Annotated in this window: 19 protein-coding genes and 1 other RNA gene; 16 read left to right on the top strand and 4 right to left on the bottom strand. The window is 72.9% G+C overall.

Annotation, left to right across the window (positions count from 1 at the left end; genetic code table 11):
* Positions 1-48: 48 nt before the first annotated feature.
* Entirely contained in the window at positions 49-945 is an 897-nt protein-coding gene (locus tag J2X59_RS06550; RefSeq protein ID WP_326496120.1) for a siderophore-interacting protein, read from the bottom strand.
* A 57-nt stretch (positions 946-1,002) separates the two neighbouring features.
* Here J2X59_RS06550 and J2X59_RS06545 point away from each other — a divergent pair, with 57 nt between their 5' ends.
* From J2X59_RS06545 to J2X59_RS06500, 10 genes are all read left to right on the top strand, one after another.
* Positions 1,003-1,680: a biliverdin-producing heme oxygenase gene (locus J2X59_RS06545; protein WP_066654006.1), complete on the top strand. Its 678-nt coding sequence runs from the start codon at positions 1,003-1,005 to the stop codon at positions 1,678-1,680.
* 245 nt (positions 1,681-1,925) lie between these two features.
* A complete protein-coding gene (locus J2X59_RS06540) occupies positions 1,926-4,577 on the top strand; it encodes a phosphoenolpyruvate carboxylase (protein ID WP_251154981.1) in 2,652 nt (883 codons plus the stop codon).
* Between the two features lie 128 nt (positions 4,578-4,705).
* The gene (locus tag J2X59_RS06535; protein ID WP_326496119.1) at positions 4,706-5,920 is read left to right on the top strand and encodes a multidrug effflux MFS transporter; all 1,215 of its coding nucleotides are present in this window, start codon (positions 4,706-4,708) and stop codon (positions 5,918-5,920) included.
* A gap of 57 nt (positions 5,921-5,977) precedes the next feature.
* A complete protein-coding gene (locus J2X59_RS06530) occupies positions 5,978-6,316 on the top strand; it encodes an STAS domain-containing protein (protein WP_066654011.1) in 339 nt (112 codons plus the stop codon).
* Positions 6,313-6,726 carry an ATP-binding protein gene (locus J2X59_RS06525; RefSeq protein WP_066654013.1) on the top strand — a complete coding sequence of 138 codons (414 nt, stop codon included), beginning with the start codon at positions 6,313-6,315 and terminating at the stop codon, positions 6,724-6,726. Before J2X59_RS06530 ends, J2X59_RS06525 begins: the two co-directional genes overlap by 4 nt.
* A 128-nt stretch (positions 6,727-6,854) precedes the next feature.
* Positions 6,855-7,820, top strand: coding sequence for a helix-turn-helix transcriptional regulator (locus J2X59_RS06520; protein ID WP_066654015.1), 966 nt, complete (start codon positions 6,855-6,857; stop codon positions 7,818-7,820).
* A 78-nt stretch (positions 7,821-7,898) separates the two neighbouring features.
* Positions 7,899-8,483 (top strand): RBBP9/YdeN family alpha/beta hydrolase, encoded by a 585-nt coding sequence (locus tag J2X59_RS06515; protein ID WP_326496118.1) that lies wholly within the window; start codon positions 7,899-7,901, stop codon positions 8,481-8,483.
* Between the two features lie 106 nt (positions 8,484-8,589).
* Positions 8,590-9,786, top strand: coding sequence for a hypothetical protein (locus tag J2X59_RS06510; protein WP_326496117.1), 1,197 nt, complete (start codon positions 8,590-8,592; stop codon positions 9,784-9,786).
* Positions 9,787-9,825: 39 nt separating this feature from the next.
* Positions 9,826-10,731 (top strand): Nif3-like dinuclear metal center hexameric protein, encoded by a 906-nt coding sequence (locus tag J2X59_RS06505; protein WP_326496116.1) that lies wholly within the window; start codon positions 9,826-9,828, stop codon positions 10,729-10,731.
* Positions 10,728-11,462 (top strand): zinc ribbon domain-containing protein, encoded by a 735-nt coding sequence (locus J2X59_RS06500; protein ID WP_326496115.1) that lies wholly within the window; start codon positions 10,728-10,730, stop codon positions 11,460-11,462. Before J2X59_RS06505 ends, J2X59_RS06500 begins: the two co-directional genes overlap by 4 nt.
* Positions 11,463-11,562: 100 nt before the next feature.
* Here the strand turns inward: J2X59_RS06500 and rnpB are convergent.
* The 3 genes from rnpB to map all read right to left on the bottom strand — a co-directional run bounded on the left by rnpB (position 11,563) and on the right by map (position 13,806).
* An RNA gene (gene rnpB / locus J2X59_RS06495) (RNase P RNA component class A) lies at positions 11,563-11,917 on the bottom strand.
* A gap of 247 nt (positions 11,918-12,164) precedes the next feature.
* Positions 12,165-12,914 (bottom strand): polyphosphate--glucose phosphotransferase, encoded by a 750-nt coding sequence (ppgK, locus tag J2X59_RS06490; RefSeq protein WP_066654024.1) that lies wholly within the window; start codon positions 12,912-12,914, stop codon positions 12,165-12,167.
* A gap of 28 nt (positions 12,915-12,942) precedes the next feature.
* Positions 12,943-13,806, bottom strand: coding sequence for a type I methionyl aminopeptidase (gene map / locus J2X59_RS06485; protein ID WP_326496114.1), 864 nt, complete (start codon positions 13,804-13,806; stop codon positions 12,943-12,945).
* 632 nt (positions 13,807-14,438) lie between these two features.
* Here map and J2X59_RS06480 point away from each other — a divergent pair.
* The 6 genes from J2X59_RS06480 to J2X59_RS06455 all read left to right on the top strand — a co-directional run bounded on the left by J2X59_RS06480 (position 14,439) and on the right by J2X59_RS06455 (position 24,049).
* Positions 14,439-14,618, top strand: coding sequence for an SPOR domain-containing protein (locus tag J2X59_RS06480; RefSeq protein ID WP_066654026.1), 180 nt, complete (start codon positions 14,439-14,441; stop codon positions 14,616-14,618).
* Positions 14,619-14,654: 36 nt separating this feature from the next.
* The gene (glnA, locus tag J2X59_RS06475) at positions 14,655-15,992 is read left to right on the top strand and encodes a type I glutamate--ammonia ligase (RefSeq protein WP_066654028.1); all 1,338 of its coding nucleotides are present in this window, start codon (positions 14,655-14,657) and stop codon (positions 15,990-15,992) included.
* Positions 15,993-16,013: 21 nt separating this feature from the next.
* A complete protein-coding gene (locus J2X59_RS06470; RefSeq protein ID WP_326496113.1) occupies positions 16,014-18,986 on the top strand; it encodes a bifunctional [glutamine synthetase] adenylyltransferase/[glutamine synthetase]-adenylyl-L-tyrosine phosphorylase in 2,973 nt (990 codons plus the stop codon).
* A gap of 503 nt (positions 18,987-19,489) precedes the next feature.
* Positions 19,490-21,094 carry a glycosyltransferase family 2 protein gene (locus tag J2X59_RS06465; RefSeq protein WP_326496112.1) on the top strand — a complete coding sequence of 535 codons (1,605 nt, stop codon included), beginning with the start codon at positions 19,490-19,492 and terminating at the stop codon, positions 21,092-21,094.
* Positions 21,087-22,628 (top strand): glycoside hydrolase family 26 protein, encoded by a 1,542-nt coding sequence (locus tag J2X59_RS06460; protein ID WP_326496111.1) that lies wholly within the window; start codon positions 21,087-21,089, stop codon positions 22,626-22,628. The genes J2X59_RS06465 and J2X59_RS06460 overlap by 8 nt, the downstream gene beginning before the upstream one ends.
* Positions 22,625-24,049 carry a UDP-glucose dehydrogenase family protein gene (locus tag J2X59_RS06455; protein WP_326496110.1) on the top strand — a complete coding sequence of 475 codons (1,425 nt, stop codon included), beginning with the start codon at positions 22,625-22,627 and terminating at the stop codon, positions 24,047-24,049. Before J2X59_RS06460 ends, J2X59_RS06455 begins: the two co-directional genes overlap by 4 nt.
* Positions 24,050-24,339 lie beyond the last annotated feature (290 nt).

The following is a 24,339-nucleotide window of genomic DNA, read 5'->3' as shown; positions in this document are numbered from 1 at the left end:
CCACCGACGCGCACCGGGCCTCCCGGCCGACGCACGGAGCGGGGTCGCTCAGTCCGCGAAGATCACGCCGACCGGCTCGCGCTTCTCCTCCTGGAACCGGTCCTCGGCCCGTCCGAGCGCCCAGTACGCGGACAGGGACATCTCCGCCTTCTCGAGGCCCCACTCGTCCTGCAGCACGCGGCGGAGCGCCTTCACCGCGGTCCGCTCGCCGTGCGCGAAGACCTGCACCGGTCGGGAGGCACGGGGCAGCGCCCGAGCGGCGGCCACCAGCAGCGCGCCCGGCTCGGCGCCGGTGGCGTCGCGGTGCAGCCACCGCAGGTCGACCCCGTCCGGGTGCTCGAGCGGCTGCTCGTCGGCTGCGCCGCCGACCTCGACGAGCGCGACGCCGCGGGCGTCGTCGGGCATCGCGGCGAGGGCCGCGCCGATCGCGGGCAGCGCGCTGTCGTCGCCGAGGAGTACGTGGGTGACGGTCGGGTCCGTCGACGGCGCGTACCCGCCGCCGGGCCCGGACAGGGCGAGCAGGTCGCCGGGCTGTGCGGCGGCGGCCCACGGGCCGGCGAGGCCCCGGTCGCCGGGCCCGTCCTCGGGCCGGTGGTCGTCTCGCCCGTGGTCGTCGTGCCCGTGGTCGTCGTGCAGCACGAAGTCGATCGCGATGGTCTCTGCGGTGTGGTCGACGGACCGGACCGTGTAGGTGCGGCGCGCCGGCCGCTGGTGCTTCGGCAGGGTCTCGCGCAGCGCCTCGAGGTCGTACGGCGGGGTCAGGCCGCTCGACGGCGGCGCGAGCAGGAGCTTGACGTACTTGTCCGTGGCGGCGAGGCGGTCCGGGTCGGCCCCGTCGACGAAGTCCCGGAAGGCCGGACCACCGAGGTGGACGCGCACCATGTGCGGGGACAGGTGCTCCGTGCGGTCGACGACGAAGACGTGCTGGGTGCGCTTGGGACTCATCCTGGGATTCCTCTTCCGGTGCTCGACCTTGCCAGCTACTGAGGTTAGCCTCACCTCATGAGTCCGACCGTGACGCCGTTCTCCGAGCTCCTGCGCCGGCGCTCCCGCACCGCTGCGGACCCGGCCGTGTGGACCGGCGGTGCCCACGACCTGCTCGCGGGGGAGTGCGACGTCGCCGACTACGCCGACCTGCTCGGCCAGTACGCCGTCGTGTACGACGCCCTCGAGCGTGCCGCCGAGCGGATGGCGGACCACCCGGTCGCCGCACCGTTCGTCACGACGCAGCTCACCCGGATGCCCGCGATCCGCGCCGACCTCGAGTACCTCGTCGGTCCGGACTGGTCCGAGCTCTGCTGTCCGACCGCGGCGACCACCGCGTACGTCCGTCGCCTGTGCGCCGTCGCGGCGACCTCGCCCGGGGCGTTCGTCGCGCACCACTACACGCGGTACCTCGGGGACCTGACGGGCGGCCCCACCCTGGCCCGGATGCTCGAGGACCGGTTCGGGTTCGACACGAACGGCGTGCTCTTCACGATCTTCGACCAGGTGGCCGACCCCGCCGCCTTCGAGGACACCTACCGGGCCCAGCTCGACGCGGCCCCGTGGTCGGACGCCGAGCGCGAGGCCGTGCTCGCCGAGGTGGAGCTGGCCGCGGGCCTCGACCGGGCGCTCGTGGCCTCGGTGCGTCGCCCGACGGCGGGCGACGGCCGGACCGTGCCGCTGCTCCCCGCCTGACCGTGCCGGTGCTCCCCGCCTGAGCGGGATCCGGTGACGACGGGGCAGATCGACCGCCGCCGCGACCGCCGCCGCGACCGCCGCCGCGACCGCCGCTGCGCCCGCCGCCGCGTCCGTCGGCGCGCTGGCCGGTCGTGCCCTGGGCGGTCCGCGGTCCGTCCGGACGGTCGTCGTCACGTGCCCGCGTCCGCCGGTACAGTGCTGGGGACCCGGGACGCGGTCCCGGCGCAACGTGAGAGGAACCCATGACGGCGATCGACGGATCGACGCGCCACGGGCGCGCACGGGACGACGTCAGCGGCGCGGTCGACAGCGACCTGCGCGCGGACGTCCGGTACCTCGGCAACCTGCTCGGGCGGGTGCTGCGGGAGACCGGGGGTGACGAGCTGCTGCACGACGTCGAGAGCCTGCGCGCCGCCGTCATCGACGCCTACGAGGGCTCCGACGCCGAGGGCGCCGCCCGTGCCGAGGCGATCGTGGCCGGCATGTCCGCCGAGCGGGCCGAGGCCGTCGCCCAGGCGTTCACGACGTACTTCCACCTGACGAACCTGGCCGAGGAGCACCACCGCGTGCGCGTCCTCCGTGCCCGGGGCGACGACGGCGGCCTGCCCGGCGACTCGTTCCCCGCGACGTACGCCTCGCTCGTCGAGCAGGTCGGCGCCGACGAGGCCGCCGCGCGCCTGGCCGACCTGCGGTTCCACCCGGTGCTCACCGCCCACCCGACCGAGGCCCGCCGTCGCGCGGTCACCACGGCCGTCCGGCGCATCACCGACCTCATCGACGAGCGCGACCGCTCCCGCAACGCCACCGCCCGCGCCGAGAACGAGCGGCGGCTGCTCGAGGAGATCACCACGCTCCTGCGCACCTCACCGCTGCGCACGACCCGGCCGACCCCGCTCGACGAGGTCCGCACGGCGATGAGCGTGTTCGACCAGACCCTGTTCGAGATCGTGCCGCAGGTCTACCGCCTGCTCGACGACCGGCTGCTCGGGGACGACGCCGGTCGGGTCCCGGTGACCGCACCGGCCTTCGTGCGCTTCGGCACCTGGATCGGCGGCGACCGCGACGGCAACCCGCACGTCACCGCCGGCGTCACGAAGCAGGCCGCCGACATCGCCGCCGAGCACATCCTGCTCGGCCTCTCCCGCGCAGCCACCCGCATCGGTTCGGCACTGACGCTCGACGCCGCCGAGACCCCCGCGGACGCCGGACTGCAGGCCCTCGTCGCAGCGCAGGAGCAGCTCGACCCGGGCATCGCCGAGCGGATCGGCGTCCGTGCCCCGAACGAGACGCACCGTCGCGCACTGCTCTTCGTCGCCGCCCGCATCCGCGCGACGCGCCGCGGCCAGGAGGGCCTGGCGTACGGCGACCCCGAGGAACTGCTCGCCGACCTCCGGGTGATCCAGGCGTCGCTCGTCGCCGCCGGTGCCGTCCGGACCGCGAACGGCGACCTGCAGAACCTCGTCTGGCAGGTCGAGACCTTCGGGTTCCACCTCGCCGAGCTCGAGGTCCGTCAGCACTCGCAGGTGCACCGGAACGCCCTGGCGGAGATCCGGGCCGGCGGCGAGCTGAGCGAGACCACGGAGGAGGTCCTCGCGGTGTTCCGCACCGTCGCGGACCTGCAGCAGCGCTACGGCGTCCGTGCCGCGCACCGCTACATCGTCTCCTTCACGCAGTCGGCCGCCGACCTGGCGAACGTGCACGAGCTCGCCCGTGCCGCCTGCGGTGACGCGGCCCCGGTGCTCGACGTCATCCCGTTGTTCGAGACGTTCGCCGACCTGCACGCGAGCGTCGACATCCTCGACGAGGCCGTGCGCACCGAGCCCTTCCAGCGGCGGCTCGCGGCGACCGGGCGTCGGCTCGAGGTCATGCTCGGCTACTCCGACTCGTCGAAGGACGTCGGCCCGGTCTCGGCGAACCTGGCGCTCTACGACGCACAGGCACGGATCGCCGACTGGGCGCGCGAGCAGGACGTCCAGCTGACGCTGTTCCACGGCCGCGGCGGATCGCTCGGCCGCGGTGGTGGCCCGGCGAACGAGGCGGTCCTCGCACAGCCGCCGGGGTCGATCGACGGGCGGCTCAAGCTCACCGAGCAGGGCGAGGTCATCTTCGCCCAGTACGGCGACCAGGACATCGCGGCACGGCACCTCGAGCAGATGGCCTCGGCGACGCTGTTCGCGTCGTCGCCGTCGAACGAGGAGCGCACGGCCGTCGCGGCGACCCGCTTCGCCGACCTCGCGCAGCAGCTCGACGACGTCTCGCGCCGCGCGTTCTACGACCTGGTCAAGGCGGACGGTTTCGCGCCGTGGTTCGCCCGCGTCACCCCGATGGAGGAGATCGGACTCCTGCCGCTCGGCTCCCGCCCGGCCCGACGCGGCCTGAGCGTGGAGTCGCTCGAGGACCTCCGAGCGATCCCGTGGGTGTTCTCGTGGACGCAGGCACGCATCAACCTCGCCGGGTGGTACGGCCTCGGCTCCGCGCTCGAGGCCGTCGGCGACGTCGATGCCCTGCGCGCCGCGTACGCGGAGTGGCCGCTGTTCGGCGCGATGATCAAGAACGTCGAGATGTCGCTCGCGAAGACCGACGAGCAGATCGCCCGCCGCTACCTCGAGCTCGCCGACCGCGACGACCTGGCCGCCAAGGTGCTCGACGAGATGCTCCGCACCCGCGACTGGGTGCTGCGGGTGTCCGGCGGGAGCGACGTGCTCGAGGACCGTCCGGTGCTCGCGCGTGCCGTGCGGCTGCGCAGCCCGTACGTCGACGCGCTGTCGCACCTGCAGCTGCGCGCCCTGCGGGCGATCCGGACCTCCGGCAGCACCGACCCGACGGACGGCGACCACCGCCTGCTCCTGCTCACCGTCAACGGGGTCGCGGCCGGTCTGCAGAACACGGGCTGATCCGCCAACGACCACGTCACGGACGGGAGGCGCGGTGCCGGCGGGCACCGCGCCTCCCGTCCGTCACGGGTCAGCGTGGTGCCCGACGGCCGTCGCGGATCGGTCCGCGCGGGCGTAGCGTGGCGTCGGTGACGACGGAGCGCGCGGGGACCGGACCGACGACCGCGACGACCCGGCTGCCGCCGATCGTTCCACTGGCACTGATCGTCGGCGTCTCGCCCTTCGCCACCGACATGTACATCCCGGCGCTCCCGACGATCGCCCGCGACCTCGACACCACACCCGGGGTCGTGCAGCTGTCGCTCACGGCGTTCCTCGTCGCGTTCGCGGTCGGCCAGCTCCTCGCCGGGCCCGTGAGCGACGGCACCGGACGGCGACCGCTGCTCCTCGTCGGGACCGTCGGCTTCGCGCTGGCGTCCGTCGGCTGTGCGCTCGCACCGGACGCGGGCACCCTGGTGGCCGCCCGCGTGCTGCAGGGACTCGCCGGTGCGGCCGGAGCCGTCGCCGGTCGTGCGATGGTCTCCGACACGACCTCGGGGCCACGGGCGGCGACGGTGTTCGGCACCCTGGCCGCGATCAACGCCGTCGGGCCGGTCGTCGCACCGCTGGCCGGCGGCGCCGTGCTCACCGTCGGGTCCTGGCGCCTGATGTTCGTCGTCCTCGCCGTGCTCGGGGCGGCGTTCGCCGTCACGGTCGTCCTGCGCTTCGGTGAGACCCTCCCGCCGGCCGCCCGGGGCGGGACCGGCTTCCGTGCGAACGGGCGTCGCATCCGGGACCTGCTCGCGATCGGGCGCTTCCGGGCCTACGTCCTGACCGGGGTGCTCTCGACGATCGGCTTCTTCGCCTACATCGCGACGAGCTCGTTCGTGTTCCAGCAGCAGTACGGCTTCTCGGAGCAGCGTTACACGCTCGTGTTCGCGACGAACGCCTCGGTGATGGTCGTCACGACGCTCGTGTTCCGCCGCGTCGTCGGCCGGTTCTCCGAGGACTCCCTGCTGACCGCGGGGCTCGCCACGGGGACCCTCGGCAGCGCGGTCGTCCTGGTCGCTGCCCTCGCCGGAGCGGGACCCATGCCGGTCTGGTGCGGGCTCGCGGTGGTCACCGGGGCCTGGGGGTTCGTGCTGCCCGCGGCCATGACCCGGACGCAGCACGTCGGCGCTGCCCACCCGGGGACCGCGGCCGCACTGCAGGGCGGTCTCACCTTCGGACTCGGCGGGCTCGGGACGCCGCTCGCGGGTGCGCTCGGCGGGACCGCGACCGCGATGGGCGCCGTGATGGTGACGCTCATGGCGGCCGCCGTCGTCGTCCAGGTCCTCGCGACGCGGCGAGGCCGTACCGCCTGACGGCTCAGACCCGGTAGGTTGCAGGGTGCACCCGCACCGAACCGAGGAGGCCCCTGCATGGACATCGTCGTACACGAGGCGACAGACGACACCGCCGTGCTCGAGTGCAGCGGACGACTCAACATGGTGAGCGCGGGAGCCTTCCGCGAGACCGTGGCGAAGGTCGTCGAGGGCGGGCGCTCGCGTCTGGTCGTCGAGCTCTCCGGCGTCGAGTTCATGGACTCGTCCGGACTGGGCGCCCTGGTCGGCTGCCTGAAGACCGCGCGCCAGGCCGGGGGAGACCTGCGGCTCGCCGCCCCCTCCGAGCAGGTGCAGATGGTGCTCAAGCTCTCCAACATCGACAAGATCCTGCGGACGTACCCGGACGGGGACGCCGCGGTGACGAACTGGGCATGACCGTGGCCACCGGCGAGCACGTCCTCGACCTCGCCTGCCCGCCCGACGACGTCACGGCGGTGCACACGTTCCTGTCCTCGGTGTGGGCACACGAGCCCGAGCTGTCCCTCGAGGACCGCATGGCGCTCGAACTCGCCCTCGTCGAGCTCGCCTCGAACGTCATCGAGCACGGAGCCGGCGGTCGTCCGGTGTCCTGCTCGCTCCGGATGGACGTCGGCCCGGACGAGGTCACGGTGTCGCTGTCCGACGACGGTGTGCCGGTCCTGGTCGACCCGTCGGCGGCGCACCTGCCGGACGCGCTGGCCGAGGGCGGCCGCGGGCTCGCGCTCGTGCAGATGGTCGTCGACGACCTGCGCTACGAGCGGGTCGACGACCGGAACCGATGGGTCGTCCGGCGCGGCCGCCGCTGACCGGCCGCCGCTGACCGGTCTCCGCGTCCGGCCCGCGCATCATCCGTTTCCCGCACGGGAGGAGCCGGTCCGCGCACCCCGGGACGGTGCGCATGCGGGACCGGCGATGTCGTGCCACGCTCGGTCCGGTGACGACCGAGACGCGCGCTGACACCCGGATGCGCTACGAAGCCGTGGGGACCGACCTCGGCGCGGCGCTCCAGCTCTTCTCGGACGCGTACGACGGCGCGCACTTCGCTGCGCGCCACACCGCGCGGTCGTTCGGGTACCGCTTCAAGGCGGTCGGTGACGCGTCGATGTCGTTCCGGTCGACCCACTTCGACGCGCACGCGACGGGTGAGGCGTCCTCCGGCGACGACTACGCCGTCATGTGGACGACCGACGGCGGAGGCACGGTCGACGTCGGTCGGGACGAGGCGTCCTTCGCTCCCGGGCACGCGCTCGTGTTCCCGGCAGGTCGGCCCTTCGTCTTCGAGGTCGAGGACGTCCGGCAGAACCTCGTGCACTTCGACCGGAGGTTCCTCGAGGGCATCGCGGCGGAGGAGCACGGCGGGCAGGCGGGCGCGATCGTCTTCGACCACACCGCGAGACCGCACGCCGAGGACCTGCGGGTGTGGAACGCACAGGTCCGACGGGCCGCGCAGGTCGTCCTCGGCCCCGCGGCTCCCTCACCGCTCGTCATGGCCGAGACCGCACGCGAGACCGCACTCGCGATGCTGCGGACCTTCCCGCACGAGCAGATCGCGCCCGAGGTCCCGATGCCGCAGGGTGCGACGAGCCGGGTCCGCGAAGCGGTCGAGTACATGCACGCCTACGCGCACACCCCGATCACGACCACCGACGTGGCCGAACACGTCGGACTCAGCGTCCGCGGGCTGCAGCAGGCGTTCCAGCGGCAGGTCGGGACCGCCCCGAACGCCATGCTCCGTGGCATCCGGATGGACCGTGTCCGCGAGGAGCTCCACCGGGGCACCCCGGGGGAGCTCACGGTCGCCGCGGTCGCGGTCCGGTGGGGCTTCGCGCACCTCGGTCGGTTCTCGGCTGCCTACTCGGCGCGGTTCGGCGAGTACCCGCGCGACACCCTGCACAGCTGACGGTCGTCGCCGCCAGGGCTGCCCGCTCCGCTGCCCGGACGTCCGCTCCGCTGCCCGGGTGCCCGCTACGCTGCCCGGATGGAGGAGCAGCTGCGCCCGGCGGACCGGCACCCCTGGGTCGTCGTCCCGGGCATCTGGGGGTCGGACCCCGAGCACTGGCAGTCCCGCTGGCAGGACGAGCGCGCCGACGGTGCGGTGCGCATCGCACCGAGGTCCTGGTCGGACCCGGAGCCCGGCGACTGGAGCCGGGCGATCACCGAGGCCGTCGACGCCTGCTCCCGGCCGCCGGTGCTCGTCGCGCACAGCCTGGGCGTCCTGGCGGTGGCCGACTGGTTGGCAGAGCACGGCGTCGACGGCGCTCACGAGCGGGTCGTCGGCGCGTTCCTGGTGGCGGCCCCGGACCCCGAGGCGCCGGTGTTCCCCGCCGAGGCCGCCGGCTTCCGTGCTCCGCGCCGACCAGTCGCGGTACCGACCGTGCTCGTGGTCAGCGACGACGACCCGTACTGCTCCGTCGACCGAGCCGTCGCGTTCGCCGGCACGCTCGGGTCCCGGGTGGCCCGGGTGGGGGACCGGCAGCACGTGAACGTCGCGAGCGGTGTCGGTGCCTGGGACGAGGGTCGGAGCCTGCTCGACGACTTCGCGGAGTCGCTCCCGAGGCTCTGACACGCCGCTCATCTCCGACCCGGTACGTCACGTCCGAGAGTGCGGGATGCGCGACACACCGCGGATCTCCCCGCATCCGGCGCGCGTGATATCTATCCTGCGTCACATGGAGACCCAGCCCGGTGCGCGCACCCCCCTCGTCGACCCGTTCGGTCGCGAGCTCGAGGAGTGGCTCCGAGACGTCCCGGCCACCCGTACGCCGTACCTGGCGGACCTCGTGGTGCCGCCGGTCACGGGTCCGGTGCAGCGCCCGGTGACCACGGACGCCGTCGCCGAGCCCGCCGTGCCCGTCGGCCCTGGTGCGGCTGCTGCCGAGCCCGAGCCCGAGTCGGCGTCGGACGCACCCGAACCCGAGCCCCAGTCGGCGTCGGACGCACCCGAGCCCGTGTCCGCCGCTGCCGAGGCCGCACCCGCGCCCGCGCTCGTACCCGCCGCTGCCGCGCCCGCCGCCGAGCACTCGGAGCCCACCGCCTTCCGTCGTCGTGACCGTGCACGGCACGTCGCGGCCTGCGCCCCGTCGTTCCCCGAGCCGCCCGCCCGGATCGCCCTGCGCATCGAGGACCTGGCGGTCGAGGTCTCCGCCACGAGCGGTCGCACCACGATCGACCGCATCGTGCTGCTCGAGGACGAGGTCCGTCGCCGCGACGAGGACCTCGCGCGCCTCGCCGCCTGGGAGGCCACCGTCGCCCACCTCGACGACGCCGAGGTCGACGCCGCGCGCGCGTTCGCCCGCGCCGTCTTCGCGGACCTGCTCGCCGACGCAGCGGACGAGGTCGCGCGCCGTGATCGTGCCGCCGCCCGACGCGCCGCCACAGCACCGGTGCCGACGCCGGTGCGTGCAGCAGCCGCCCCGCGCGCCGCCGCACCCCGGACCGACGTCGCGACCCCGACGCGACCCGTCCAGCGGGCCACGACCGCACCGACCACGACCGGGGTCCTCGCGACCACGGGCTCGGGTGCCGTCGACGCTGCGGCGACCACCCCGGGCCGCGAGCTGCCGGTCCGGCCGGTGCTGGGCCTCCCGGTCGGCTCGCCCCTGTCGGCCGCGACCCGGCCCGCTCCGCTCGTCCAGCCGGCCACCGGGCCCACCGTCATCGACCGGGCTGCCTTCGCGGCCGCGCTGACCGCGCACACCGGTGCGACGGCGAGCACGCCGGTCGTGCTGCCCGAGGCGGTGGCCCTGCCCGCGAGCGAGACCACGGCGAGCCACGACGACGAGCACGCGCCGACGACGGACAGCACCGGACCCGGCTGGTGGGCGCGCCTCGTGGCACGTCTGCGGTCCCTGTTCGGCCGCCGCTGAGCGACCCGGACCCCGCCTGCGGCTCGGTAGACTGACGGGATGCCGACGCTCCGCGAACTCCAGGCCGTGATCGAGGACCTGTGGCCCTCCGCCGGCGCCGAGTCCTGGGATGCCGTGGGGCTCGTCTCCGGGCACCCGGACCAGCCGGTCGAGCACGTCCACCTCGCCGTCGACGCCGTGCCGGCCACGGCAGACGAGGCGGTCGCCGTGGGTGCCGACCTGCTCCTCACCCACCACCCGCTCCTGCTCCGCGGCGTCACCACGATCGACGAGACGACCGCCAAGGGACGGGTCCTCGCGACGCTCGTGCGGGGCGGGACCGCCCTGCTGGCCGCGCACACGAACGCCGACGTCGTGACGACCGGTACCTCGGCCGTGCTCGCGGACCGACTGGGCCTCTCCGAGCAGCGGCCGCTCGAGCCGGGGGCCGATCCCGGCACCGGCATCGGTCGTGTCGGGGTCCTGCCGCACGGGACCACCCTGGGCGCGCTCGCCCGGCAGCTCGTCGACCTCCTGCCGCCGACGGCCACCGGGGTCCGGGTCTCGGGCGGCTTCGACCGGCCCGTCCGCACGGTCGCGCTGTGCGCCGGGGCCGGCGACGCCTACCTCGGCAACGCTGTGGTCCGCACCGCCGACGTCTACGTCACGAGCGACCTCCGGCACCACCCCGCCTCGGAGTTCCGCGAGCAGGCCCTGCTCGTCGACGGCCCGGCGCTGGTGGACACCTCGCACTGGGCGACCGAGTGGCTCTGGCTCGACGTCGCCGCCGAGCAGCTCCGACGACTCGCCGGCGTCCGCGTTTCCGTCAGCGACCTGCGCACCGACCCCTGGGACTTCGCCGTCCTGCCCGCGGCCGAGCCGACACCCGGACCGACCGCTGCGGACGGCTCCGGCTCGACCGGCACCGCCGCTCCCACCCCCGCCCCCGAAGGAGACCGACCGTGAAGGCAGCACCCGAGGACCAGGTCGTCCTCCTCGACCTCCAGCGCCTCGACAACGACGTGACCCGTCTGTCGCACCGCATCACCGCCCTGCAGAAGGGCGACCGGCTCACGGAGCTCGGCACGACCGCCGCCGCGTTGCGCGCCGAACTCGCCGCCGCGACCGGCCAGGTCGAGGACGCCGAACGGGAACGCACACGCCTCGAGTCGGACACCGCGACGGCGCAGGCCCGCATCGAGCGCGACACGACGATGCTGCAGAACGTCTCCAGCGCGAAGGACGCCGCCGGGCTCGAGAGCGAGATGGAGTCCCTCCGTCGCCGCATCGGCGACCTGGAGACCGCCGAGCTCGAGGTGATGGAGCAGCTCGACGTGCACCGCGCTCGCGTCGGGGACATCGAGGCGAAGCTCGCCGGGGTCGAGGCGGACCGTGCCACCCTGGTCGCGGAACGCGACACCGAGATCGCCCGTGCCGAGGCCGACCGCGAGTCGGCGGTCCAGAGCCGTGCGGCCGTCGCCACGAAGGTGCCCGCGGACCTGCTGGCGCTGTACGACCGGCAGCGTGCCCGCTACGGCTTCGGTGCGTCGCTGCTGCAGGGCGGGGTCTCGACCGCCTCCGGCGTGACCCTCACGAACTCGGACCTGCAGGACATCCGTCGGGCCGCGCCCGACGACGTCGTGCTCTGCCCCGACAGCGACGCGATCCTGGTGCGCACGGCCGAGTCCGGCCTGTAGACGCGGGACCACCGGACGGGAGGCTCGTGGCGACACCGCCACGAGCCTCCCGTCCGTCGTCGGTGGGGACGCGCGGGGCGCGCTCGTGGTGTCGTGTGTGCGAACGGGCCGGCCGTACGCCGGGTTCTGTCCCGCTCTCGCGGTGACGGCCATCTCTCTCGGACCGACGTTGCCGCCGGCCTCCAGCGGTCCACCCGAGGACTCAGCGAGCAGCCTCGTCGTCCTCTGTCTGACCTTGCTCCGGGCGAGGTTTACCGAGCGGATCCGGTCACCCGGACCCCTGGTGGTCTCTTACACCACCGTTTCACCCTTACCGACGTCGCCGCCGGCGGTCTGCTTTCTGTGGCACTGTCTCGCGGATTGCTCCGGGTGGGTGTTACCCACCGCCCTGCTCTGTGGAGCCCGGACGTTCCTCGGCACTCCCGGGGGAGTGACGCGACCGTCTCACCGACCCGTTCGCACCCCCGAGTCTACCGCTGCCGACCCCCGTCCCGCGCCCGCCTGCTGCCGACGGTTCCGCCGTCCGGCCTCCTCCTGTCCCGCCGTCGATCGCCGAGCGGGCCAGATCTGTCACGCTCGACGCTGACACCCGACCGATCGCACCCGTTCGTCGGAGCACGCGCGGCATGTCCTGCCCGCTCGCCGGACAGCCGGAGCCGGCCGCCGGCGGACGGGCAGGAGCAGCGCTGTCGGCAGCGCCGCCTACTTGCTGCGCGCCGCCAGGGTCGCTGCCCCGATGATGCCGGCGTTGTTCCGGAGGGTCGCGGGGATGATGTCCGCCTGCAGGTCGAGCAGCGGCAGGAACTCCTCGTGGTGCTTCGACACGCCGCCGCCGACGACGAAGAGCTCGGGGGAGAGCAGGGCCTCGAGCGTCGAGTAGTACTTCTGCAGGCGCTTCGCCCAGTGCTTCCAGGACAGCTCGTCCCGCTCCTTGGCCGCGAACGAGGCCTTCGTCTCGGCGTCGTGCCCGTCGATCTCCAGGTGGCCGAGCTCGGAGTTGACGATGAGCACGCCGTCGTTGATCAGCGCCGTGCCGATCCCGGTGCCCAGGGTCGTGACGACCACGAGCCCGTCCTTGCCCTTCGCGGCGCCGAACTGCTGCTCGGCGAACCCGGCGGCGTCGGCGTCGTTGACGAAGTGGATGGAGCGACCGAGCTCCTTCTCGAAGAGCGCCTCGGCCTCGAAGCCGATCCACTTCTTCGACACGTTCGCAGCCGACATGGTCTTGCCGTCACGGACGATCGCGGGGAAGCAGACCCCGACGGGCACGTCCGCCGCCGGAGCGAGTTCGTCGAGGATCGACTTGGCGACCGCGACGATGTCGTGCGGCTTGCCGCCCTCGGGGGTGGCCTTCTTGATCCGGTCGGTCGTGAGCTCGCCGGTGGCGACGTCGACGATCGCGCCCTTGATGCCCGTACCGCCGATGTCGACGCCGACTGCGAGGGAGGTCATGAGAAGCGGTGCCTTTCGAGAGTGTCCGTCAGGAGACGGTGAGGAGTTCCGCGCCGCGCTCGGTGACGACGAGGGTGTGTTCGAACTGTGCGGTCCAGGACTTGTCGCGGGTGCTGACGGTCCAGTCGTCCGACCAGATGTCGGCCTCGATGCCGCCGAGCGTGAGCATGGGCTCGATGCTGAACACCATGCCCGGCTCCATGACGTCGTCGAAGCGCGGCGCGTCGTAGTGGGGGATGATCAGCCCGGAGTGGAAGGCACGACCGACGCCGTGACCGGTGTAGTCACGGACGACGCCGTAGCCGAAGCGCTTCGCGTAGGCCTCGATCGCTCGTCCGATGACGTTGACCTGCCGTCCGGGGGCCACGGCCTTGATCCCGCGCTCGAGCGCGGTGCGGGTGCGATCGACCAGGTCCTGCACCTCCTGCGACGCCTGCCCGACGACGAACGTGCGGTTCGTGTCGCCGTGCATGCCGTCCTTGTAGGCGGTGATGTCGATGTTGACCAGGTCACCCTCCTGCAGCACGGTGTCGTCCGGGATGCCGTGGCAGATGACCTCGTTCAGGCTCGAGCAGAGCGACTTGGGGTACCCGCGGTAGCCGAGCGTGGAGGGGTAGGCCCCGTGGGACACGACGAACTCGTGGCCGATCCGGTCGAGCTCGTCGGTGGTGACCCCGGGGCGGATGGCGTCCCCGACGGCATCGATGGCCTGCGAGGCGATGCGTCCCGCGGCCCGGATCAGCTCGACCTCGTCCGGCGTGTACGTGTCACCGAGTCCGTGCTCGTGGGGCTCGACGCGCCCGACGTACTCGGGACGCTCGATGTCCTTCGGCACGGGGCGCTGGGGGGAGATCCGGCCGGCGGTCAGGTGTCCGTGTTCGTCCCGGGGCATGCCGACCACTCTAACCGGGTGCGGCAGGCCGCCGTCCCGCCGCACGCCGGCGCCGAGACGCCGGCGGCCGCGCGAGAGGCCCCGCACGTGCGCGAGGCGCGGCACGTGCGGGAGACGCCGGCGTCGGTGCGAGACGCCTCGCCGATGCCGAGACGCCGCGCCGACCGACACGTGCGCGAGACACCGGCGTCGGTGCGAGACGCCCCGTCCGTGCCGAGACGCCGCGAGATCCGGCGGCGTCTCGCGGCGCCGAGGGCGTCCGGCGGTGAAGCCGGCGTCTCGCGGCGCCGCGCGGGGCACCGGCGACGCCCCGGCTCGAACCCGCCCTCAGGACCGCCCGCCCAGCGCCCCGCGCCCGCCGCGACGGCCTGGAGGCGCGGTGCCCGCCCGCCGGACCGGCACCGCGCCTCCAGGCCGGTCACCCCCACCGCCCGGCCGTTCCCCGCGACCGTTCCCGGTCCGCGACCCCGCGAGTCTCGAGCTGAGCGACCGATCGCGCGCCCCGGTGCGCGAAGACTGTCGCGCAGCCCGAGACTCGGCTGCGCACCCGCCGCGCGCCGCGCGCGAGCGCGGTCCGACCCCGCACCCGTCGCGCGCGGGCACCGCCCGACCGCCGTCGGTACGGTGGCGCCATGAGCGACGAACGCATCGAGTCCCAGTGGTGGTTCAACGAGAAGACGCACGAGGTGGAGCAGGGCCCGCAGTCGCCGCAGCGCGACCGCATCGGCCCGTTCGACACCCGCGAGGACGCGCAACACGCCCTGGACCGCATCAAGGCGAACAACGAGCGCTGGGACGACGCGGACCAATAGGCTGGGAGCCCCAGCAGCACCACGGAAAGGGCGTCCATGGACAAGCAGACGGACTTCGTGCTCCGCACCATCGAGGAGCGGGGCATCAAGTTCATCCGACTCTGGTTCACCGACGTCATCGGCACGCTGAAGTCCGTCGCGATCGCCCCGGCCGAGGTCGAGGGGGCCTTCGCGGAGGGCATCGGGTTCGACGGCTCCGCGATCGAGGGCCTCACGCGCTCCTACGAGGCCGACGTCCTGGCGCACCCGGACCCCTCGACGTTCCAGATCCTGCCCTGGCGGGGCGAGGTCGACCCGACGGCGCGGATGTTCTGCGACATCACGACGCCCGACGGCCAGCCCGCCGTCGCCGACCCTCGCAACGTGCTGAAGCGGACGCTGGCGAAGGCGAGTGACCGTGGGTTCACCTTCTACACGCACCCCGAGATCGAGTTCTACCTGCTGAAGAGCCGCGACTGGGCGGACGGCGGCCCGCAGCCCGTCGACCAGGCCGGCTACTTCGACAACGTCCCCGGCGGCAGCGCCCACGACTTCCGCCGCCGCTCGGTGCGCATGCTCGAGGACCTCGGCATCTCGGTGGAGTTCTCCCACCACGAGGCCGGCCCCGGGCAGAACGAGATCGACCTCCGCTACGCCGACGCGCTGACGATGGCGGACAACATCATGACCTTCCGCACGGTGGTGAAGGAGGTCGCGATCGAGCAGGGCGTCTACGCGACCTTCATGCCGAAGCCGCTGTCGGGGCAGCCCGGCTCCGGCATGCACACGCACGTCTCGCTCTTCGAGGGCGACCAGAACGCCTTCTACGAGGCCGGCGGCGAGTACCAGCTGTCGCAGACCGCGAAGCACTTCATCGCCGGTGTGCTGCGGCACGCGCCGGAGATCACCGCCGTGACGAACCAGTTCGTCAACTCGTACAAGCGCCTGTGGGGCGGTGACGAGGCCCCGTCCTTCGTGACCTGGGGCCACAACAACCGTTCGGCCCTGGTCCGCGTGCCGCTGTACAAGCCGAACAAGGGCCAGTCCGCCCGCGTCGAGTACCGCGGCATCGACTCCGCCGCGAACCCGTACCTGGCGTACTCGCTGCTCCTCGCGGCGGGCCTCAAGGGCATCGACGAGGGCTACGAGCTCCCGCCGGAGGCCGAGGACAACGTCTGGAGCCTGTCCGACGCCGAGCGCAAGGCCCTCGGCTACAAGCAGCTCCCGGCCAGCCTCGACCACGCGCTCGGTCTGATGGAGGACTCGGAGCTCGTCGCCGAGACCCTGGGCGAGCAGGTCTTCAACTTCGTGCTGCTCAACAAGCGGCAGGAGTGGAAGGCCTACCGCGACCAGGTCACGCCGTTCGAGCTCCGCACGAACCTCGGCGCGCTCTAGCAGCCGCCCGGTGCGCCACCCATGACCGGTCGGACGAAGACGTCCCGTTCCGAGATGGCCCGCCTGGGCTTCGCGGAGCTGTCGGAGAGCCTGGAGCGGATCGCCGGCCTGGAGGCCCGGTTCGGCCCCGACCTACGGGTGCCGGTCGCCGACGCCCCGGCCCTGTGGGAGTCCACGGCCGATCCCGACGGTGCGCTCCGGCTGCTCGAGCGGCTCCTCGAGCGTGCGCCGGACGAGCTGCGGCCGGTCCTGGCGGACCGGGCGGCCACCGAGCGGCTCGTCCGGTTGCTCGGTGCGTCGACGGGGCTCGGGGAGTTCCTGCACCGTCGTCCGGCGGAGATCGCGCTGCTGCTCGAGCCGGTCACCCCGCCGTGGTCGCAGGAGGCGTACACGGAGTCGCTGGCCGAGGCGGTCGCGGACGCCACCGGTGAGGACGCCCGCCTCCGGCTGCGGGTGCGCTACCGGCGACACCTGGCGCAGATCGCCCTGTTCGACGTGCTGCACCCCGCCCCGACCGAGGCGTTCCCGGCGGTCGCCGCGGGGCTCGCCGACCTGGCCGGCGCGGCGCTCGAGGCGGCGGTCTCCGTCGCCCGGCGCGAGGTCCCGTTCCCCGCCGCCGACGTCGAGGCGACCCCGCTCGCCGTGATCGGCATGGGGAAGGCCGGCGCACGCGAGCTCAACTACGTCAGCGACGTCGACGTCATCTTCGTCACCGAGTCGACCCGTGACGACGAGACCGGCTCCGGCGTCGGAACCGACCGCGCCGTCCTCATCGCGACGCGGCTGGCGATCGCGGCGACGCACGCCATCACCGACCTCGCGGCCGAACCGGCACTGTGGGAGGTCGACGCCAACCTGCGGCCGGAGGGCAAGGACGGCGCGCTCGTCCGGACGCTCGACTCGCACGTGGCGTACTACGAGCGCTGGGCGAAGGGGTGGGAGTTCCAGGCGCTGCTCAAGGCGCGGCCGATCGCCGGCAGTCGGGACCTGGGGGAGCGCTACGCCGCAGCGGTCGCCCCGTTCGTCTGGAGTTCCGCCGGCCGGCCCGGGTTCGTCGAGTCGGTGCAGCGGATGCGGGAACGCGTCACCGAGCACATCCCGGACGACGAGGTCGACCGGCAGATCAAGCTCGGGCCGGGCGGGCTGCGCGACGTCGAGTTCACCGTGCAGCTCCTGCAGCTCGTGCACGGCCGCGACGACGACACCGTGCGGGTCCGCTCGACGCTCGAGGCGATGGACGCCCTGGCCGCCGCCGGGTACGTGGGCCGACCCGAGGCCGCACGCTTCGGCCCCGACTACGCCCTGCTGCGCCTCCTCGAGCACCGCATCCAGCTCCGACGACTGCAGCGCACGCACCTCATGCCCTCCGACGAGGACGAGCTCCGGGTGCTCGCACGCTCGACCGGGCTCGCGACCTCGGCGGCGGCGCTGGAGCAGCGGTGGCGCGGCGTGAAGCTCGAGGTCCGCGGGCTCCACGAGCGGCTCTTCTACCGACCGCTGCTCTCGGCGGTGGCCGCGACCGACGGTGACATCGTCCTGACGAACGACCAGGCGGCCGACCGCCTCGGCGCGATCGGCTTCGCGGACCCCTCGGGCGCGCTCGGCCACATCCGCGCGCTCACGCAGGGCACGAGCCGGCGGGCCGCGATCCAGCGCAACCTGCTCCCCGTGCTCCTGCGGTGGATGGCCGAGGGGCCGGCTCCGGACCGGGCGCTCCTGGCGTTCCGGCGCCTCAGCGACACGCTGGGGGAGTCGAGCTGGTTCCTCCGCATGCTCCGCGACTCGTCGGGCGCCGCGCACTCCCTGACGACCGTGCTGTCCGAGTCGGCGTTCCTCGCCGGGTTGCTCGAGCGCTTCCCCGAAGCGGTCGCGTGGCTCGACGAACCGGAGACGCTCCTCCGGCCCCGACCGCTGGCGTCCCTGCTCGCCGAACACGCCGCGACGACCGCCCGACACGGTGACGACGTCGACGGTGCCGCCGCCCTCGTCCGGTCCGCCCGACGTCGCGAGACGCTCCGGCTCGGCATGGCCGCAGTGCTGGGCCACCTCGACGTGGACGCACTCGGTCCGGCGCTGTCCGACGTCTCCGAGGCGACCCTGACCGGAGCGCTCACCCTCGCGCGGCGGGACGCTCCCGAGGGCCTCGCGTTCGGCATCGTCGCGATGGGACGCTTCGGTGGCCGGGAGCTCGGCTTCGGGTCCGACGCCGACGTGCTCTACGTGTACCGGGCGCCGGAGGGCCTCGAGTCGGAGCAGGCCTCGCGGGCGGCGCAGCGCATCGTCCGTGAGCTGTCGCGGCTGACCGACGACGCCATCCACCCGTTCGAGCTCGACATCGACCTGCGTCCGGAGGGGAAGAACGGACCGGTGGTGCGGACGCTCGAGTCGTACGGCGCGTACTACGCCCGGTGGTCGTTGACGTGGGAGGCGCAGGCGCTCCTCCGGGCCCGTGGTGCCGTCGGCGACGACGGACTCCTGCGGGACTTCGAGCACCTGGCGGACCGGACCCGGTACCCGGAGCACATCGACGAGCAGGCGGTCCGCGAGGTCCGGCGCATCAAGGCCCGCGTCGAGTCCGAGCGGCTGCCACGCGGAGCCGACCCAGCGCGGCACCTGAAGCTCGGCCGCGGGTCCCTCAGCGACGTGGAGTGGTTCGTGCAGCTGCTGCAGCTGCAGCACGCGACGACGGTGCCCGGGCTCCGGACCACCTCGACGCTCGAGGCGCTCGACGCCGCCACCGCCGCCGGGCTCGTCGCGGCGGAGGACGCCGACCGCCTCGGCGCCGCCTGGCGCTTCGCGTCCCGCACCCGGAGCGCCCTCGTGCTCTGGTCCGGGAAGACGACCGACGTGCTGCCCGTCGACCGGGTGCAGCTCGAGGGCATCGCGCGCCTGATGGAGTACCCGCCCGGATCGGCGTCCCGGCTCGAGGACGACTACCTCGGCGTCACACGGCGCGCTCGCCAGGTCTTCGAGCGGGAGTTCTACGGCGCCTGAGGGTGGGGCGACACGCCCGGACCGACGTCCGCGGGGGAACGTGACACGTCGTCGTCGATGAATTCCTGATGTCGTCCGCCGTCCCCCGACGGCTGCCGCGCTGTACCCCGACCGGCACGGGCCCACCCGTCGTGACCGGACCGTGATCGGGGGCTGCGGACCGGGGCAGCAGTGGCCCCGACCAGGCACCCCCCGGACGGGGGTACGTGCCCTTCGACCCGGGGTTTCCTACACTGAGTAGCCCCGCCTCCCGGGCCGTCATCGGCTGCTGTTGCGCTCCGGACGGCGGTGGACCGGTCCACATTCCTGCTGTCAGCAGCAGTGCGGACAGCCGCGGTCTGCCGCGAGGGGGACTGCGTTGTACCCCGTGACCTCCTGGAAACACCCCCGGACAGGGGTCGCGTTGCGGTGGCACCCAGCTTCTGCCTCAATGGGCTCACCCGAACCGCCCACGGTTCCTCGATGAAGCGGAATCCCCACCTCGAACGTTGAAGCAGGGATCGATGTTCACCTTCATTCTGCAGATCCGGCAGATGGTCGAAGGGCACCCCGAGTTCTACCTGTTCGCCGTGTACTCCGCGGTGATCTGGTTGCTCTGGCTGCTCAAGGTCGTCCTGTCCGCCCGCTACCGCCCCTACACCGGCACCTTCGTCGGGACGACCAGCGTGGTCGTCCCCGTCGTCGACGAGCCGATCGACCTCTTCCGTGACGTGATCGGCCGCATGGTCGAGCAGGGGCCGGGCGAGATCATCGTCGTCATCAACGGCGCGAGGAACGAGGCGCTGGAGCAGGTCTGCGACGAGTTCGCCCCGCTCGTCCGCTGGACCCACACGCCGATCCCGGGCAAGCGCAACGCCGTCAAGGTCGGCACCGAGATGTCGACGGGCGACATCACCGTGCTCGTCGACTCGGACACGGTGTGGACCCCGGGGACGCTCTCCGAGCTGCTCAAGCCCTTCGCCGACGAGTCCGTCGGCGGGGTCACCACCCGCCAGCGCATCCTCGAGCCGACGCGCTCGTGGATCACCCGGTGGGCCGACTGGCTCGAGAACTCGCGGGCGCTCTACTCGATGCCGGCGCAGAGCGTGCTCGGTCAGATCGGGTGCCTGCCCGGGCGCACCATCGCCTTCCGCCGGAACATCCTCGCCCGTGTCATGGACCGGTTCATGCACGAGGAGTTCATGGGCGTCTTCCTCGAGGTGTCCGACGATCGCACCCTGACGAACCTGACCCTCAAGGAGGGCTACCGGACCGTCTACCAGTACACGTCGCTGGTCTACACGGACGCACCGCTGCAGGTGAAGAAGCTGTTCAAGCAGCAGCTGCGCTGGGCCCGCGGCTCGCAGTACAACACGCTGCGCATGCTCCCGTGGATGCTCGGTCACGCGCCGATCCTGGCGGTGTTCTTCCTCACCGACATCATCCTGCCGTTCATGCTCTTCGGCGTGATCGCCGGCTGGATCTACCGCGCGGTGACCGGGCAGGGCGAGAACCTGTACCAGGGCATCCTGCAGCAGTACGGCTTCTCGACGGGCTTCGTCTACGTCGCCGGGCTCATGGTCGTCTCCAGCGTGCTGAGCATGGCGGTCCGCCAGATGCGCCACCTCGCCGAGAAGCCGAGCGACTTCTTCCGGCTGCCGATGTTCATCATCGTTTCCACGTTCTTCCTCATGCCGATCCGGCTCATCGGCTTCTTCCGCCTGGCGCACGCGTCCGGGTGGGGGACCCGCGCCGGGGCGTACGCCGGGGGACCGATGGAGGAGGACCCGGCGGCCGCCGTCCAGCCGACCGCGCCCGGCACGCCGGTCAGCCCGGTCGACGCCGGGCTGCCACCGGCCGACCACACCGACGTCGCCCGGTCCCGGGTCGACGTCGGCGACCAGGCCGCGGCCGACCGCGCGTTCGACGAGCTCTTCGGCGCCGACGCCACGACCAACTCGACCGCGACGGTCCTCGCCACCCGGCGATCGGCGGCGACGGCCGCTGCGGCCCCCGCCGCGCCTGCCCGTCCGGCGTCGGCGAAGGCCCGCCGTCGCAACCCGTACGCCGCGATCCCGTACCTCATCGGGTTCGCGATCCTCGCACTGGAGGCGTTCCTCATTGTCTGACCTCATCCGTTCCACCAGCACGTGGTGGGCCCAGTCGAGCAAGCACGCCCGTCGCACCGCGATCGGCACGGTCGCGATCGTCCTGGTGCTCGGCCTGATCACCTGGACCGTCTGGGTGTCGCCGGCCGGCCCGGTGTCGAGCGCGGTGCAGACCGCCCTCGGCGTCACCCCGCCGAAGGCGAAGCAGCCCACCGCCGCCGAACTCAGCGCGAAGCTCGACGCGGCGCAGCAGACCATCTGGAAGCTCGAGGGCAAGCTCGACTCCTCGGGAGCGCAGGCCGGGTCGCGGGCCGAGGAGATCACCCGCCTGAAGGCGCAGATCGCCTCGCTGCAGTCCGACCTCGGCGCTGCGACGAGCGGCGGCAAGGCGTCCGCCGGGGGGTCGGGCCCGGCGGGCTCCTCCGGTGCGTCCGGTCCGAGCGGGAGCGCTGCGGGGACCGCCGCCGGCGCCTCCGACTCCGGCGCCGGCTCGGGCGGGACCGGCGGCACCAGCGGCACCGGCGGGACCGCGGGCCCGTCGAAGGACCCGGTCGCGTCCGAACCGATCACGACCCCGACCAAGGCGCAGATCCTCGGTCAGCAGTCCCGCTGGTACGGGCTCTACACGACGCAGTCGCCCTTCAACTGGGCCGAGTACGACCGCGTCTCGCAGGAGGTCGGCCGGGCCACGAACATGGTGGGCTACTTCCAGGGGTTCGACCAGGACTTCAATGCCAGCGCCGTCCAGCGGTCGTGGGCGAACGGCCGCCTGCCGATGATGACGTGGGAGACCGTGCCCGCGAAGACCGGGAACGACCAGCCGTACGTCGAGGGCTACACGAATCAGGACATCGTCTCCGGGAAGTTCGACGACTACCTCGCGTCCTACGCGAGGGCGCTGAAGGCGAACGGGATGCCCGTCGTCATCCGCCTCGACCACGAGATGAACGGCCAGTGGTACAACTGGTCCGAGGGGTCGAAGCAGCAGAACGCGCCGGGGTCGTACGTCGCCATGTGGCAGCACGTGCACGACGTCTTCCAGGCCAACGGGGCGAACGACTACGTCATCTGGAACTGGTCGCCGTCGCGCATCGACAAGCTCGGCAACCCGAAGTACCAGACGCTCGACTACATGCGGCAGTACTACCCGGGCGCCGACTACGTCGACTGGGTCGGCATGAGCGGCTACTACCGCACGGCCACCGAGCAGCCCACGTTCCAGAACACCTTCGGAGCGACCCTCGCGCAGCTCCGGCAGGTTGCGCCGGGCAAGCACGTCCTGCTCAACGAGATCGGCGCCACCGAGACCGGCGGCAGCGTCTCGGACAGCCAGAAGTCGCAGTGGATCGACTCGCTCTTCGACGCCCTCGCCGACCCCGCCAACCGTGACGTCATCGGCTTCGCGTACTTCAGCCAGGTGGCCACCACCATCGTCGACGGCGCCCGCACCACGAACGACTGGCGCCTCGACTCCCGCGCCGACAGCCTGGCGACCTTCGCCGAGGGCATCGCCCGCACCGACACCGACTACGACCTGCAGGAGGTCAAGCAGTGACCGCTCAGAAGAAGACCGACGCCGCCGACGTGCGACCGGCTCCCGTCATCAGTGTCATCGGCACCGGATACCTCGGCGCGACCCACGCGGCCGCCATGGCCGAGATGGGCTTCGAGACCATCGGCGTGGACGTCGACCCCGCGAAGCTCGCCGCCCTGTCCGCCGGCGAGGTGCCGTTCTACGAGCCCGGCCTCCCCGAGCTCATCACGAAGCACGTCGCCACCGGGAAGCTCCGGTTCACCGCCGACCTGGCCGAGGCCGTCGCCGCCGCGGACGTCCACTTCGTCTGCGTCGGCACGCCGCAGAAGGCCGGGTCGCACGCTGCGAACCTGACCTACGTCGAGGCCGCCACCCGCGGTGTCGCGGAGCACCTCACGCACCCGGGGCTCATCGTCGGCAAGTCCACGGTGCCCGTCGGGACGGCGGAGCGACTGCGCGGGATCGTCCGCGAGTTCAGCCCGTCCGGCATCCAGGCGGAGCTCGTCTGGAACCCGGAGTTCCTCCGCGAGGGCAAGGCCGTCGACGACACCCTGCACCCGGACCGTCTGGTCTGGGGCGGCGCGTCGGCGGCGGCAGACGCGGTGATCCGCGAGGTCTACGCGGCACCGATCGCCGAGGGCACGCCGGTCATCACGACGGACCTCGCGACCGCCGAGCTCGTGAAGGTCAGCGCGAACGCGTTCCTCGCGACGAAGATCTCCTTCATCAACGCGATCTCCGAGATGTGCGCCATCACCGGTGCCGACGTCACCACGCTCGCCGACGCCCTCGGGCACGACGTCCGCATCGGGCGCAAGTTCCTGAACGCCGGGCTCGGCTTCGGCGGCGGCTGCCTGCCGAAGGACATCCGTGCGCTCATGCACCGTGCGAACGAGATCGGCGCCGGTCGGGTCGTCGGACTGATGCAGCAGGTCGACGAGATCAACATGGGGCAGCGCGAGCGGGTCATCGACATGACGATCGAGGCGCTCGGGGGTTCCGTGCTGAACCGCCGCGTGGCCGTGGTCGGGGCCGCGTTCAAGCCGCTCACCGACGACGTCCGGGACTCGCCGGCGCTCAACGTCGCCGCGGCGCTGCACCTCCGCGGCGCGCAGGTCACGCTGTGGGACCCGGAGGCCAACGAGACCGCTCGTCGCTCCTTCCCGACGCTGTCCTACGCGGCGACGAAGGAGGACGCGGTCGAGGGTGCCGACGTGGTGCTCGTCCTGACGGAGTGGGACGAGGTCGTGCAGGCGTCGCCGGTGTCGCTCGGCGGCATCGTCGGCCGTCGCACCGTCATCGACGCCCGCAACTGCCTCCCGGTCGCCGACTGGGTCGAGGCCGGGTGGTCCGTCCGCTCCCTGGGGCGGCCCACACCGGTCGCGAGCTCGGCCGTGAGCGTGGCGGCGGGGTCGAACGACGTGCTGGCCGCAGCGCGCTAGTCGTCACCGCGCAGGAGCGGGGTCCGTGCCGGGGGCGGCAGGGACCCCGCTCCGTCGTGTGCGATGAATGCTCTTCGGCGCGTACGAGACCGTTCCGCGCCTCGGAGGCTCTTCCGCGCGTACGAGGTCGTTCCTCCCGACCTCCTTCGCGCGATTCGGCACCCCTTCGGCGTGCAATGGGCAGGAACGTGCGGGCGCGACTGTCTGGAGGCCCGGTGTCGGTCCGCCGGACCGGCACCGGGCCTCCAGGCGGTCACCACCACCGCACGACGCGCCCCGCACGCAGAAGG

Source organism: Curtobacterium sp. 260 (assembly GCF_030803485.1).
GTDB lineage: Bacteria > Actinomycetota > Actinomycetes > Actinomycetales > Microbacteriaceae > Curtobacterium.
Note: the sequence above shows the minus strand (reverse complement) of the source record. Positions and strands in the feature narration are given on the sequence as shown.

What these genes read in the sequence shown, in the direction of transcription:
- map (WP_326496114.1), bottom strand. Translation starts at nt 13,806, where the DNA reads ATGCCCCGGGACGAACACGGACACCTGACCGCCGGCCGGATCTCCCCC.
- J2X59_RS06470 (WP_326496113.1), top strand. Translation starts at nt 16,014, where the DNA reads ATGACCGGTCGGACGAAGACGTCCCGTTCCGAGATGGCCCGCCTGGGC.
- J2X59_RS06530 (WP_066654011.1), top strand. Translation starts at nt 5,978, where the DNA reads ATGGACATCGTCGTACACGAGGCGACAGACGACACCGCCGTGCTCGAG.
- J2X59_RS06545 (WP_066654006.1), top strand. Translation starts at nt 1,003, where the DNA reads ATGAGTCCGACCGTGACGCCGTTCTCCGAGCTCCTGCGCCGGCGCTCC.
- J2X59_RS06510 (WP_326496117.1), top strand. Translation starts at nt 8,590, where the DNA reads ATGGAGACCCAGCCCGGTGCGCGCACCCCCCTCGTCGACCCGTTCGGT.
- ppgK (WP_066654024.1), bottom strand. Translation starts at nt 12,914, where the DNA reads ATGACCTCCCTCGCAGTCGGCGTCGACATCGGCGGTACGGGCATCAAG.
- J2X59_RS06515 (WP_326496118.1), top strand. Translation starts at nt 7,899, where the DNA reads ATGGAGGAGCAGCTGCGCCCGGCGGACCGGCACCCCTGGGTCGTCGTC.
- J2X59_RS06540 (WP_251154981.1), top strand. Translation starts at nt 1,926, where the DNA reads ATGACGGCGATCGACGGATCGACGCGCCACGGGCGCGCACGGGACGAC.
- J2X59_RS06505 (WP_326496116.1), top strand. Translation starts at nt 9,826, where the DNA reads ATGCCGACGCTCCGCGAACTCCAGGCCGTGATCGAGGACCTGTGGCCC.
- J2X59_RS06550 (WP_326496120.1), bottom strand. Translation starts at nt 945, where the DNA reads ATGAGTCCCAAGCGCACCCAGCACGTCTTCGTCGTCGACCGCACGGAG.
- J2X59_RS06480 (WP_066654026.1), top strand. Translation starts at nt 14,439, where the DNA reads ATGAGCGACGAACGCATCGAGTCCCAGTGGTGGTTCAACGAGAAGACG.
- glnA (WP_066654028.1), top strand. Translation starts at nt 14,655, where the DNA reads ATGGACAAGCAGACGGACTTCGTGCTCCGCACCATCGAGGAGCGGGGC.
- J2X59_RS06465 (WP_326496112.1), top strand. Translation starts at nt 19,490, where the DNA reads ATGTTCACCTTCATTCTGCAGATCCGGCAGATGGTCGAAGGGCACCCC.
- J2X59_RS06525 (WP_066654013.1), top strand. Translation starts at nt 6,313, where the DNA reads ATGACCGTGGCCACCGGCGAGCACGTCCTCGACCTCGCCTGCCCGCCC.